The 12273-nt window shown below is 60.3% G+C and carries 14 protein-coding genes; 11 read left to right on the forward strand and 3 right to left on the reverse strand.

All coding sequences use genetic code 11. The features are described from left to right. From PVW46_RS17090 to PVW46_RS17120, 7 genes are all read left to right on the forward strand, one after another. On the forward strand, positions 1-3087 hold the full coding sequence (locus PVW46_RS17090) for a hypothetical protein (protein ID WP_069210112.1): 3087 nt from the start codon (positions 1-3) through the stop codon (positions 3085-3087). Further along, positions 3084-3410, forward strand: a complete 327-nt coding sequence (locus PVW46_RS17095) for a hypothetical protein (protein WP_069210113.1) — start codon at positions 3084-3086, stop codon at positions 3408-3410. Before PVW46_RS17090 ends, PVW46_RS17095 begins: the two co-directional genes overlap by 4 nt. 103 nt (positions 3411-3513) lie before the next feature. Next, positions 3514-4269, forward strand: a complete 756-nt coding sequence (locus PVW46_RS17100; RefSeq protein WP_069210114.1) for a lysozyme family protein — start codon at positions 3514-3516, stop codon at positions 4267-4269. Then, entirely contained in the window at positions 4266-4418 is a 153-nt protein-coding gene (locus tag PVW46_RS17105) for a hypothetical protein (RefSeq protein WP_190285485.1), read from the forward strand. Before PVW46_RS17100 ends, PVW46_RS17105 begins: the two co-directional genes overlap by 4 nt. Next, positions 4415-4702: a ubiquitination-like system serine protease family protein gene (locus PVW46_RS17110; protein WP_069210115.1), complete on the forward strand. Its 288-nt coding sequence runs from the start codon at positions 4415-4417 to the stop codon at positions 4700-4702. The genes PVW46_RS17105 and PVW46_RS17110 overlap by 4 nt, the downstream gene beginning before the upstream one ends. Continuing rightward, positions 4699-4920, forward strand: coding sequence for a hypothetical protein (locus tag PVW46_RS17115; RefSeq protein WP_274576814.1), 222 nt, complete (start codon positions 4699-4701; stop codon positions 4918-4920). The genes PVW46_RS17110 and PVW46_RS17115 overlap by 4 nt, the downstream gene beginning before the upstream one ends. Positions 4921-4945: 25 nt before the next feature. Continuing rightward, positions 4946-5074 carry a hypothetical protein gene (locus PVW46_RS17120; RefSeq protein WP_274576815.1) on the forward strand — a complete coding sequence of 43 codons (129 nt, stop codon included), beginning with the start codon at positions 4946-4948 and terminating at the stop codon, positions 5072-5074. A gap of 163 nt (positions 5075-5237) precedes the next feature. On the opposite strand, the gene PVW46_RS17125 is transcribed toward PVW46_RS17120, so the two are convergent. Both PVW46_RS17125 and PVW46_RS17130 read right to left on the reverse strand, forming a co-directional pair. After that, positions 5238-5786: a hypothetical protein gene (locus tag PVW46_RS17125; RefSeq protein WP_069210117.1), complete on the reverse strand. Its 549-nt coding sequence runs from the start codon at positions 5784-5786 to the stop codon at positions 5238-5240. Between the two features lie 271 nt (positions 5787-6057). Beyond that, positions 6058-6813, reverse strand: coding sequence for a hypothetical protein (locus PVW46_RS17130; protein WP_069210118.1), 756 nt, complete (start codon positions 6811-6813; stop codon positions 6058-6060). A 210-nt stretch (positions 6814-7023) separates the two neighbouring features. Between PVW46_RS17130 and PVW46_RS17135 the strand changes: the two genes are divergently transcribed. Continuing rightward, positions 7024-7218 (forward strand): hypothetical protein, encoded by a 195-nt coding sequence (locus PVW46_RS17135; RefSeq protein ID WP_069210119.1) that lies wholly within the window; start codon positions 7024-7026, stop codon positions 7216-7218. A gap of 41 nt (positions 7219-7259) precedes the next feature. On the opposite strand, the gene PVW46_RS17140 is transcribed toward PVW46_RS17135, so the two are convergent. Next, positions 7260-8024 (reverse strand): KilA-N domain-containing protein, encoded by a 765-nt coding sequence (locus PVW46_RS17140; protein WP_083242359.1) that lies wholly within the window; start codon positions 8022-8024, stop codon positions 7260-7262. Between the two features lie 306 nt (positions 8025-8330). Between PVW46_RS17140 and PVW46_RS17145 the strand changes: the two genes are divergently transcribed. From PVW46_RS17145 to PVW46_RS17155, 3 genes are all read left to right on the forward strand, one after another. Further along, complete coding sequence (locus tag PVW46_RS17145) at positions 8331-8786, forward strand: thermonuclease family protein (RefSeq protein ID WP_139132341.1); 456 nt, start codon at positions 8331-8333, stop codon at positions 8784-8786. Between the two features lie 92 nt (positions 8787-8878). Further along, entirely contained in the window at positions 8879-10810 is a 1932-nt protein-coding gene (locus PVW46_RS17150) for an ATP-dependent helicase (protein ID WP_083242361.1), read from the forward strand. Positions 10811-11105: 295 nt separating this feature from the next. After that, complete coding sequence (locus PVW46_RS17155) at positions 11106-11819, forward strand: metallophosphoesterase family protein (protein WP_083242362.1); 714 nt, start codon at positions 11106-11108, stop codon at positions 11817-11819. The last annotated feature ends 454 nt before the right edge of the window (positions 11820-12273 follow it).

Below are 12273 nucleotides of genomic sequence, written 5' to 3' on the forward strand. Positions count from 1 at the left end.
ATGGCTGTTGCTCTTCCCGCCCGCACTACGGTGCTGGGCCTTCCCAATCGTGCGGACAATCAGATCGACCTGACCCTGCTCTCGGCGCTGCTGGAGTATTTCGAGAGCCTGCTGGGCACGGCCATCGGCTATTACGAGGACGATCTCGCCGATCTGCCCACGGCCTCGGGCGTGACCGATGGCAGCTTCGCGGTGGTGCTGAACGATGCCACGGTCTCGAACCGGGGTGTCTACCAGGAACAGTCCGACGCCTGGGTCAAGGTCGCGTCCTTGCCGGCTGGTTTTTCAACGACGGACCCTGTCGTCCTTTCGGCGGCGGGCAGCGCGGATGTGATCGCGGCCACAGCGAACCGGTCCTGGCAGTCGGGCGCCTTTGCCGAGACCTTCACCATGCAGGTGGCGGCGGACAATACCGGGGCCGTCACCGTGGCCATTGACGGCGGCAGCGCGCTGGCGCTGGTCGATGCCGACGGCAGCGCGCTGGCAGCTGGGTTCCTGACAGAGGACATGGTCGTCGACTTTCGTTTCGACGGCACGCAATACCGGCTGACCTCGACCTCCAGCGCGGCGGCCACGCTGGCAGGGGCGCAGGCCGCGCAGGCGGCAGCAGAGGCCGCCGAGGCGACAGCCACCAGCGCGGCAACGACCGCCGGGACCGCGCGGGACGAGGCTGTCGACGCAGCGGCACAGGCGGCGGCCAATGCAACCTTGGCCCCTGCGGGCGATTGGGACGCCACGAGCGGCAGCTTTCCCTCCGGAACGTCCCGGGGTGATTATTACATCGTCTCGGTGCCCGGCACAGTTGATGGTCAGTTGTTCAATGCTGGCGATTGGCTGGTGTCGCTGGCGGATGGCGCCAGCACGAGCACCTTCTCGGGCAACTGGCTGCGCGGCGACTACGGAGGGCCTGCCAACCAGAACGCCTTCGAGAGCCGGGCTGCGGCGGAGCTGGCAAACATTCCGGCGACGGTCAACTGCATCCGGGTCAAGACGCCTTCCGGCGGGGTCATAGATTATGTCCGCAACACGCGGGGCGCCGTGGGTCAGGCATTGCAGACGGCAGACGGCCAATGGTGGATGCCTGCCGCGCCCTGGATGGTGACGCCGAACCACTGGGCGGAGAACACATCGCAGGGCGTGACCGACATGTTGGCAGCCACTCAGGCGGCGGTTGACTTTGCCGAGGACTTCGCGGGCACGGGTGTCTACGTGTCCGGCGGTCGGGTGCAGTTCCTGGCCGAGCGATACCTCCACAGCGACGAGGTGGTGGTTGGCGACAGCGGGGTCTACATCTATGGCGCCGCCGGGGACGCCGCCACGCGGGTCGATAACAACAATCCCACCGCCTGCACCTTCCGCGTGGTGCCGTCTGACTCGACCGGTGCAGCATCGCCAACCACTGATGACGTAGTCGAGGGCGGCGGCATCAACGGGCTGGCCATGTGGATGACCGCCGACAATCCGCGCGCGGGCGCGCACATCTACGTTGATCGGGCTGCACGCTTCCAGATCCAGAACGTCAGTGCCTGGAACCACTACGTCCAGTTCCATTTCGCGGGCGTCGGGGAAAACTGCACGCTGGAATTCTGCAACGCCTCGGCCACCGGGGCAAATATCGTTGTCGACGCCACTCACAACCCGACAGGCGGCGTCCTGTCCGGCTCTGCGCTCATCAAGGTCACGGCGCGCGAGGTCGTGGAGACCCATCCCTCTGGCGCCTACCAGGCCAGCGGCGGGGGTGCCTGGTACACCGAATGCAACACGGTGGGGATCTTTCAGGTCAATGCCGTGGCCAGCGGCAACGGCGCGGTGGACTGCTATTACTTCGACAGTTTCGATGGGGTCGAGATTGTCGGCGGGCATTCCAACGGCGCCACGCACGCCTGTTTCCACTTCGCGCCGCTGCATGACGCCATGCCCTTCACCAGCTTCAAGTCGGTCGGGCACCATTGCGATCCCAAGCCGGGCAACACCGATTACGGCGTGATCTTCACCGATACGAACGGCGCGGGCGGCAGCACGGCAGGCGATATTGATTTCACCGGCTGCGGGATCTCCGGCGCGCAGGTCAGCAGCCTGGTCATCAACATGCAATGCCGCCGGTTCAGCTGGCTGGGCGGCTACATGAAAGGCGCGAACAAGAGCCATGTGGTCATCAACAGCGATGACGCGGATTTCGTGGAGATCGCGCATTGCGACCTGTTCAACGCGAACCTTGATACCGGGACTTATGCCAACGCGCCTGCCGTGCACCTGGTCCGGGGCGCGAACGTCAAGATCGTGTCGAACACGCTCAACGGCGGCACCACGGGCATCGAGGTCGAAAGCACGATGACCAGCGCCAAGGTGAAGGACAACCAGGTGACCGGCATGTCGGGTATCGACTTTCTGCTGCCGACGTCCCTGCCTGCGAACGTGAACATCGGCCCCAACGAGGTCAGCTCCTCGGCCAGCATCGCGCAGGCGGGCAGCACCGTCGATCTGCATCCGGGGCTGGAGGTGTTCACCTTCACCGGAGTTGCTGCGGTGGCCACGATCCGAGCTTCGCAGTTCGGGGTCACGAATTCCAACTGTTCCTGGGACGGGCGCCAGGTCGAAATCATCGCTGGCGCGAGCTTCACGATCCGGGACGAAAGCGATCCCTCGGGTGGCAACATCCAACTGTCCGGCGGGCGCAACTGGGCGATGCTGGCGGGCGACAGGCTGCGGCTGGAATACGATGGATCGGCCAGCCTGTGGAAAGAGATCGGTCGGCATCGCATCGACGTCGCCGCCACCTTCATCGCGGATGACGATGTGACCACCTATGACCTGCCGCAGGACGAGGGGTTCATCCGGGTCTATGCCGAGAACAACGCCAACGTCTGGGCCCTGTTCCACTACCGGGCCGACAGCGGCAACGAGGCGACCGGCGAGATCGGCAAGGGGAGCGCGGTGACGCTGTCAACCGCCGTGCTGGCGGGCACCACGGGCGCCGATGCGGCGGTCACCATCTCTGTCAATGACGGCACGCTTTACATCGAGAACCGCATGGGTGGGCCGCTTGGGTTCCGCTTCGACGCATCCGATGCACTGCGTGCGGCATGACAGAGGAACGACTGGCCGCCGAACTGGGGCGCCTTGCGGCAACGTCAGAGCGGATGCTGCACGAGACCGAGACACATCGGGCCGCGCTCGAAGGCCTGCGCGAGGAACTTGTCCGCCAGCGGCAGGACGACGCCCTGCGCGAATTGCGCATCAGCGGGATCGAGGCGCGGCTGGACGAGGTCGAGCCCGTCACCCGCTCCGTCACCAGCTGGAAGGCCCGCATGACCGGCGCGGGGATCGTGCTGGGCTGTCTCGGGTCGATGGCTGCCGGGGGCGTGGCCCTGTTCTGGGACAAGCTGGCCCAGGTCCTGGGCCTCAAGTGAGGCGCTGCCTGGCGCTGAACCTCTGGGGCCTGTGGCGCCGGGGGCCGCTGCTGCCGCGCGCGCTGGTGCGCGACGACACATCCGACAATCGAAAGGACTCGGCATGACCGACAAGACCATCGCGGCGGTCGAACCGCTGCTGGCGGTTCTGCGCCTGCACGAAAGCGCCGACGATTACGGCGCCGTCTGGGGCGGGATCAAATCGCAGGATCACCCGCCGCGCCCGCTGGTCGAGATGACCGTGGGGCAGGTGCTGGACTGGCAGGACAGCATCGACCGCCGGTACAACAGCGAGGCGGCGGGGGCCTACCAGATCCTCGAGGACACGCTGCGTGGCCTCTACCGCGAGGCTGGCGTGCCCCTGACCGCCCGGTACGACCGGGCCACGCAGGACCGGCTGGCGCTGGGGCTGCTGCGGCGGGGCGGCCTCGACGATTTCCTGGCTGGCCGCATGGCGCCCGAGGCCTTCGCCCTGTCGCTGGCGAAAGAGTGGGCGAGCCTGCCGGTGCCGCATGACGTCCAGGTCAAGGGGCGCACCGTGCGGGCCGGGCAGAGCTACTACGCGGGTGACGGGCTGAACAAGGCGCACGCCAGCATCGACGAGGTCATGACCGCCCTGCGCCAGATCCGCGCCGCGCCGCAGCCGGACCCCAAGGACCCGGTCACCTCGCGGATCGACACCTCGCTGAAGGAGGCGACCAAGGTGCTGGGCGGGGCAGGGACGGGCTATGGCGGCGCCCGCGTGATCGACAGCGCGCCACCCTGGGCGCTGGATGCGGCCTGGGGGCTGGGCCTGTTCCTGGCCGCTGCTCTCGGCCTGCTGGTCCTGGCGCGCGTCTGGAAGGCGGCGCGGAAGTGATGCTGTGGGTCATGGTCTGGTACATCGGCATGGACATCGTGCAGGTCGAGTTCGAAACGGAAACCCTCTGCGAGGCTGCCAAGGCCAAGCTGGTTGAACAGCATGACATCGACCGGAAGAACATCGCCTGCCTGAAGGTGCGCGGATGACCCGCATCATCGCCCGCGCAACCTCGGTCGAGTTCAAATGCCCCGGCTGCGGCTGGACGCACATGCTGAACACCGGCCCGGGCCGTCCGTGCTGGACCTTCAACGGCGATCTCGACCGGCCCACGCTGTCGCCCTCGATCAACCACCGGCAGGAGTTCACGGCGGCAGATCGGCCCGCCCGCGTCTGTCACAGCTTTGTCGAGGATGGCCGCATCCGGTTCCTGCCGGACAGCACACACCAGCTTGCGGGGCAGACCATCGACCTGCCGGAGATCAAGGCATGACCCGCCTTGCCATCGCGTTGGCGCTGGCCGCCAGCCTCGCCGCCGGGATCTACGCGCTGGGGCGGCGCGACCACGCCCGGGACATCCAACAGGAGAATGACGATGCCACGAAAGCCGCGATCTGGGCGGAGCTGGGCCGCCGCGACTGTGTTGCTGCTGGGGGCCTGTGGGATTTCGCAGCCGGAGAGTGTGCCGGGCCTGGCAGCGACCCTCGGTGATGCGCTGCCCGGCGCGCAGGGCCTGATGATCGAGGATCAGGAGCGGATCGACGAAACCGTTGCGCGCGGCTGTGCGGCCGGTGTCTGGACCCGCGCCCGCTGTGCCGATCACACGCCGGCGAGTGCGGCGCGGCGGGCGGAGCTGGCGCGGTGACGATCGCCCAATCCTTGCATGGGCATTATCTATGCCAGGCTGGACGGTGAGTTCGTCGAGGCTGTTGTGGGGGCTGTGTGTGGAACTCTACGCTGCTGGATTTAGATGATCCTAATTGGAAAAGGCCTGTAAGACAGGGCAACGGAGTGAGCTGTGCATTATGTCAGTCGATTTCCGATATCAGGGTTCTCAGTGCGGACAGAAATGGTTCACCATACCCTGCTCTCACAAAAACGGTTCTTGCGGAGAACGGGTGAAAAACTAAGGGGTCCTTGACCTTGCAAAGCTCCGTTGTGACCTCCAAAGGAGCGGTCACGCCGTCACAATCACCAAAATCCATGTGGTCCCAATCAGCGGTCGTTACTATGTGAACTAGGTCCGCATCGAGTTTTATTGACCTATCAATCCTAACGCGAGGGCTGTCGATGACAACGTGCTTCAAGGATATTTTTACTGTTTCGCTTTTTCCGGCTCCTTGAAAGCGGCACTCCCCTCGAAGCTCCGTTCGAAAGATGAGAAGCGGGCATCTTCCTTCCAGGTCTATGGAAGCGCTGGTTATGGTTTTACCCTCCATAAACAGCATGTCATTGATGTTCTTGATGCTGTTTTCAACTATTTTTCCAGTGCTCTCATCGGCTTGTGATAAGGTCCTCAACGAACCGGCGGTTATCAGGAACATCACCGCAAATGTGTTTCGAAAGAATTTGTTCATTTCAGATTTTCTTGCTCTGATGCGTTGTGGATCGGGTTTCAACTGTTTCCCCAGCCGTAAGTGGCGTGCTGCATTGGCCAGGTACTCTACAATTTTGGTCCTCCGGCAGGACACGTTGAGCAACTATGTCGCGACGTCTGGCTCATCCTCCATAATATTTTCCAGTAGACGGACTACTTTCAGGGGGGCTCTATAAACGTCAACAACAACAAGGTATCGAACTAACCCGTTGTCTCGGTAGCGCTTATTTCACTCCCTTGTGGAATATAGCCTAACTCGTCGGATCCAGAAACTCCACCTGGACCAGTGGGCGAGATGCCACAATGCCCGGCACGCGATATTTTGGTCTTTCCTGCCCCATTACCAGATCGTACAGACACTTGCTGATCAAGGCTTGAGTGGCTGTGAAATGTATGATGTCGACCGGCTTGCAATAAATCGATAAACGCGACGGTATTATTTTACGAGATACTGAGCTAGCGGCCCTGGCTTCCGCTACGTTTCCGAACCTCACATTTTCAGCGTGGTATTCAATCTCGTGTTCTAGTGGTACTTTGCCGTCCTCAATTCTGGACTTGTTAATCTCAAACAAACTGGGGTCTGCAATGTTGAATAAAGAGTTGTCCCAATCGACAAAACAATCGGCATCATGCACGGAAAGGTTACCGAACAGGTAAGGCCTGCGTCGCTTCCCAAACTGGCATGTAACCGGCGTCAAACCGTTTGTGCTGTTGTGGATTCTCCCATTGGATATTTCTGCAATCTCTGGCGTCACCATCAAAGTATTGTGGGCTCCCTCGATCGTCAGATCAAAGAGCCTCACGCCGCGCCGCATCACAATTATCGGGTCATTATCGAAATTTAATTCAGCCGTGGTAAAAAACGCATTACCCTCCGCGTCTTTCCTAGGCACTTGGTTTAGTGGTGATTTCTCAAAATCAATTGCCCCCATCCCGTCGAAGCCTATTGTGCCTGTGCCGGCTCGTACGTGGAGAAACTTTTGAGGCGGGTTATCCGTTTTTGACATAGATATCTTCTTTTTGAATTCTCTTGGTATGTTCGCATCGGAGGTCAGTATTGATTGTTATTGCAACGTCAGCCTTCGGTCCATCGGAACGATGCTTTCCTGCGCTGGTGGGCGTGGATCTGCTCCCTCGTGATTCAAATCGGCATCATCCCAGGGTAGGTCAGATTCGGATCATCCGGCCTGCTCGCGGCCAAGCTTGCGCTGATCGACATGGGATTCGACCAAGTGGTCCTGTGCGGCATGCCGATGGATGACCGCCCGCACTACTGGGACGAAGGCCGCCAGCCGTGGAAGGCCTGCGAGACCTTCAGGCCCGCTTGGCAGGCCCTGGCCCCGGAGTATCGTGCGCGGATGCGGTCGATGTCTGGCTGGACGCGGGAGATGTTGGGTGGGGTGGGGGAATAGCAGGGCGGTGGAAGGCTGGCCCCGAAGGGCCAAAACCGAAGTCAAACGAGAGGCTTCTGACGATCATTCTTATCTGCATCAATGGCTCGCCGTACATGTGCAGCCGATCGCTTTGTCGCAGCTGCGCACGGCCCATTACCCTGCGGGGCTTCCTCTTCAATCCGCCCTTTGGCGAGAGTCTCCGCCATCATCACAAAGACAAGTTCATCTTTTGACATGGCGTTTCTCAGGTTCGCTTTGCTTGGCAAGCCCTTTTGCTGCTTCAATTTTTTAGCGGTGGCGTCAAATAGTTGCTTGTAGACTGCGTTCGTGCAATTGGCGTAGCCGAATCCCTCGACACCATGTTCGTCGAGGGCCTTAGTGTACTCAAATCTTTTGACCCTTCCGAGAGCGCGCGTAGCAGCCCATTCGTTTTCTTCGTCGGTAGCGCGGTCGAGGATGTCGTCCGCCAAGGTGGCGTCGGCTGACTTATATCTCAGCCAGACTTCTTTCATCTCTACCTCAAGCTCAGGCTTTAGGTAGCCGGCATACGCAGCAGCCAAGATCGGATGTGCCCACGTTCCCATTCCGGGAACAACTTTGTAGACCTCTGAGATGCGGATCTTGGACTTACGGGATTTTCCCGTAACCCTCTCGTAAGTTGCTATAATCAAAGGATTTGTTGAGGGGAGGCGTTGCCAGTCAAACGGACGCCTGTTCTTTGAGTAGCCTGCAGCTTTGTGAATGTCGTTGAGGCAAACAAACCCATCGTCATCCACTCGAATCGTCCTTCCGCGAAGGATCATTTCACCTGTGCTCACAGTCATGTCATCGCCCTCCTAGGGCGCTGCGCCGCAGCATGCCGTCTTGACCTCCCCTGCAAACGGGGGCATGCTAGACAGTGGGAGGACGCGCTGCGGCGCGAGTCTGAAGTTTCCCAAGCCCGGGGCTATCTATGGTACGAGGTCCCGGGCTATCCCACTTAATCTAGCATAGTATCGTAGCGTTATCTGGCTTGTCGAGGGTCGTAGTTCGCAGATGTTCTTATTCGCCTGAAATCTGTAGAGTCCTGCGGGAAACCCGCAGTGCATCAATCATAAGGCATTTTGTTTTCTATGCTATTAATGCGCCGCATGAAGGGACGGATCCTCCCTGTCGTCATGATCCTCGTTGCCGGTGGCTGGGCTTTGGACCGCGCCACTGATCAGCCTGCAGATCCCAACCTGGTCACGGGCCGCGTCACCCACATCCGCGACGGCGACACGATCGAGGTCTCGGGCATCCCGATCCGCCTCAACGGTCTGAACTGCGAGGAACGCGGCTCTGACCTCGGGAAACTCGCGACCGCTGCCATGCGTGACCTGGTCGAGGGGCGGGACCTAACCTGCAGGTTGAACGGCGACCGGACATACGATCGAGAAGTTGGGCGCTGTGTTCTGGACGATGGCCGCGACATCGGTGCGGTCCTGATCGGGCAGGGGGTCTGTGGACGGTGCGCGCGGTTCGATCCGCAGGGAGGGTATATCGAGGTGCAGCGCCAGGTCGGGCCTTTCCCGGGTGACGTGCCGGGGTACTGCATATTGGGCTGATCAACCGGATTGCGGCACGGCGGCGTTGAATGAATTTACGATAACGTCTACTTCTTGGGGCGCGTTTCGTTCTCGGATTATTGGAGAAGTGTATGGCTTGGGCTGATGGATTAACGCCGGGGACACCGGCACACAATATTGCTTCTACAACAAATCCACGCGTTCGCGTAGTTGCAGGGCCAGGCACTGGAAAATCTTTTGCGATGAAACGTCGGGTCGCCCGCCTCTTAGAAGCCGGTGTCGCGCCTGACCTCATTCTACCAGTCACGTTCACCCGAGTTGCCGCGCAGGACCTGCATCGCGAGTTGGTCAATATGGGCGTCCCCGGATGCAACGCACTAAACGCTCACACCCTTCACAGCCTCGCGCTTCGAATGCTCACCCGGAACCATGTTCTCGCGGCTACCGGGCGCATTCCGCGTCCGCTGAATGACTTCGAAACGCAAGCAATGGTTTGCGACCTCATGGCGGCGCACGGCGGCAAGAGGGCAGTAGGTGATCTCAAACAAGCCTACGAAGCGGCGTGGGCTCGCCTCAGCCACCAGACGCCGGGCTACGCACCCTCTCCAGCGGAGGCCGCATTCCAGCACGACTTGCTTCAATGGCTGCGGTTCCACGAGGCAATGTTGATCGGCGAAGTGATCCCGGAAATCTATCGATACCTTTCGGCCAACCCCGCCGCGCCTGAACGCGCAGAGTTCACCCATATCTTGGTCGATGAGTATCAGGACCTGAACAAGGCGGAGCAAGCGATCATCCAACTGCTTTCTGGAGTGGCGGAAGTTTGCATAGTCGGCGACGACGACCAGTCAATTTACGGATTCAAGTACGCCCATCCGGACGGCATTCGGGATTGGCTGCTGACCAACGTAGGCGCAGACGACTTGAACCTTGTTGATTGTCACCGCTGCCCGACGAGCGTTGTTGACATGGCGAACGCCCTTATCGCCAACAACGTCCATCGTCCAGTACCGCGCGCGCTGGTACCTATCGCTGCTAAGGGACCGGGTTCAGTAAGAATTCTGCAATACCCGGATTTGAACCGCGAGGTCGCGGGCGTCGTGGCAACGATCCAGCAGATGATAGTCTCGGGCACACCTGCGGGTGACATATTGGTCCTCGCCCAAAGCCGCGCCGTCGGAACGCCTATCTACGAGGCGCTTCTGGCAAATGGCGTCCCCGCCCGATCCGAATACACAGAGTCCGAGCTAGAGTGTGAGGCTGCTCAGTATTCGTTCGCGCTGTTGAAACTGTTCGCCAACCAAGACGACCGCGTCGCATTGCGCTGGCTGGTGGGGCGTAGCGGGAACAATTTCCACGCTGCGGGCTACAAGCGTGTTCGCGATCATTGTGAAGCGACCGGTTTGTCGCCGTGGCAGGCCTTCTGTCAGTTGAGCGCGGGCGCTTTGCGCATACCATACACAGGACCCGTTGTGACCGATTTCAATGCGCTTGTGGCCGAATTGAATGCTCTGGCCGCGTTGCCCGACCTAGCGGCGGTGGTCGACGCGCTATTTCCCGATGGTCAGGCAGACACCCGCGAGCTGCGGGACATTGCCGTCGGTTTGATCGCGGCTGACCCGACGATAGACTCACAGACTCTGGTCGGTGAATTGATCACAGCGATCACGCAGCCAGAAATACCGACGGACATCCAAGAAGTCCGCATTATGAGCCTGCACAAGAGCAAGGGACTGAGTTCGCCTGTGACGATCATCGCGGGTTGCGTGAATGGCCTACTGCCGAGAGCACCAAAGAAACCGATGACTCCGCTCGAAAGGCAGCACTACGACGAAGAACAGCGCAGACTATTCTTCGTCGGCATTACGCGAGTAAAAGCAGACCCAGCGAACGGGAAACCCGGCACGCTAATATTGACCTACTCCCAAGAAATGCCGCTGGCAGACGCGATGAGGGCGGGCATAACACCAGCTTATGTCAACTACGGAACGGCAATCCTGCAAGCGAGTCCCTTCATTGCCGACATGGCACCGGCTGCCCCCGCCGCTGTCGCCGTTCCATAGACAGGAAGGAAAAGTCGGAGATCCCGAATAGCCTTATGCGCGCCGTGAGCTGTCGCTAGTGTCCGAAATGCGACAGCTGCCGCGCAGCGCGGGGAAGAGGCACGAACGTTTGCAGTGGTGAAGGATTTTCTGTGCGGGCCGCGGTCTGAGGGTGCGGCCTGGTCCCCGCTCGGCTCTGATCTTAGCGCGGCAGCATGACGGCTTCGAGCCCGAAGTCACCGATGCTGCAACGTGTACGAATGGCCGCTTCGCGGGATTGATGGCATTGCTTGTTTATAGCTTCTAATCTGAAATCATGGACAAAGTTATCTATGCAATTGGTGATGTACATGGTCGCGACGACTTGCTTCGCGACTTGCACGAGCACATTCGCGATTACCACCGACTAATGCACTCGGGCAGAGATGCTGAGTTGATCCACATCGGCGACTACATCGACGGCGGTGCGCATAGCCGTGAGGTCATTGATCGGCTGATGTCGGGCCTAGACGGTTTTCAAATGACATGCCTTCTCGGAAATCATGAGGCGATGCTGCTGGAATGTCTGGCCACGGACAATCGGCAGGCTTGGTACACTTGGCTTTCCAACGGAGGTGAGGAAACACTTTCGTCCTTTGGTATGTCTCTTCGATTTGGCGGCTACGACCCTGACGAACTTCATGCAAGTTTGGGTGAAGATAGAATTGCTTGGCTGAATTCTCTACCACTCTACAAAGCCGTCGAACCCTATCTGTTTGTTCATGCGGGGATCGCCCCGGGCGTTCCAATCGATCAACAGGAAACCAAAGATATGCTCTGGATTAGATCGCGCTTCCTAGATAGCGAAGAGGAACATGGCTATGTGGTCGTACACGGTCATACGCCCGGTGACGAACCTGTGGTTAAGGCCAATCGGATTTGTATCGACACAGGTGCCACGTCGAATGGGTTGTTGACTGCTGCCGTTTTGGATGGAAATGCTGCACCCGTCTTCTTACGGGCAGCCGGTCGCCCCGGAAAAACCGGCTAGACAACCAAAAGCCGACATTGGTGCAGGTGAAGCGAATTGGCGCTTTGTCCCGCACAGCCGACCTTAGCCTCGCAGCGCATGCTGCACGAGGTCATGGACGGCCGGTTCGGGGGAGCCGCACCGCAGCGTTGACCAGCCGACCGGAGGTCCGGTTTGAGCCGGAAGCGACGAAGACCCCGACCAGTGTTGTGGTCCTGGTCGCTGCGCAGCTGCATGTAGGCTTCGTCCTCGGGCCGAGAGTGTCTAAGCTCGTCCAGGATTGTCTCGCACAGTGATCAGTGCAACCAAGCCCCATGATCTACCTCTGGTTCACCTGCGCCGCCTGCGGATTCGAGAACACCATCCCTGCCCCTGACCTGCCCCCTGCTGGTCCCTCGTTCATAATGAGAGTCTGCAGGTTGGATTTGGGTATTCTGGTTCCCCGCCTGGCGCAAGCGCGCCGGGCGCGGAGCCC

This window comes from Mameliella sp. AT18 (assembly GCF_028807275.1).
Taxonomy (GTDB): Bacteria; Pseudomonadota; Alphaproteobacteria; order Rhodobacterales; family Rhodobacteraceae; genus Antarctobacter; species Antarctobacter albus.

What these genes read in the sequence shown, in the direction of transcription:
- PVW46_RS17155 (WP_083242362.1), top strand. Translation starts at nt 11,106, where the DNA reads ATGGACAAAGTTATCTATGCAATTGGTGATGTACATGGTCGCGACGAC.
- PVW46_RS17100 (WP_069210114.1), top strand. Translation starts at nt 3,514, where the DNA reads ATGACCGACAAGACCATCGCGGCGGTCGAACCGCTGCTGGCGGTTCTG.
- PVW46_RS17150 (WP_083242361.1), top strand. Translation starts at nt 8,879, where the DNA reads ATGGCTTGGGCTGATGGATTAACGCCGGGGACACCGGCACACAATATT.
- PVW46_RS17090 (WP_069210112.1), top strand. Translation starts at nt 1, where the DNA reads ATGGCTGTTGCTCTTCCCGCCCGCACTACGGTGCTGGGCCTTCCCAAT.
- PVW46_RS17110 (WP_069210115.1), top strand. Translation starts at nt 4,415, where the DNA reads ATGACCCGCATCATCGCCCGCGCAACCTCGGTCGAGTTCAAATGCCCC.
- PVW46_RS17115 (WP_274576814.1), top strand. Translation starts at nt 4,699, where the DNA reads ATGACCCGCCTTGCCATCGCGTTGGCGCTGGCCGCCAGCCTCGCCGCC.
- PVW46_RS17130 (WP_069210118.1), bottom strand. Translation starts at nt 6,813, where the DNA reads ATGTCAAAAACGGATAACCCGCCTCAAAAGTTTCTCCACGTACGAGCC.
- PVW46_RS17140 (WP_083242359.1), bottom strand. Translation starts at nt 8,024, where the DNA reads ATGACTGTGAGCACAGGTGAAATGATCCTTCGCGGAAGGACGATTCGA.
- PVW46_RS17135 (WP_069210119.1), top strand. Translation starts at nt 7,024, where the DNA reads ATGGGATTCGACCAAGTGGTCCTGTGCGGCATGCCGATGGATGACCGC.
- PVW46_RS17095 (WP_069210113.1), top strand. Translation starts at nt 3,084, where the DNA reads ATGACAGAGGAACGACTGGCCGCCGAACTGGGGCGCCTTGCGGCAACG.
- PVW46_RS17120 (WP_274576815.1), top strand. Translation starts at nt 4,946, where the DNA reads ATGATCGAGGATCAGGAGCGGATCGACGAAACCGTTGCGCGCGGCTGT.
- PVW46_RS17125 (WP_069210117.1), bottom strand. Translation starts at nt 5,786, where the DNA reads ATGAACAAATTCTTTCGAAACACATTTGCGGTGATGTTCCTGATAACC.
- PVW46_RS17145 (WP_139132341.1), top strand. Translation starts at nt 8,331, where the DNA reads ATGAAGGGACGGATCCTCCCTGTCGTCATGATCCTCGTTGCCGGTGGC.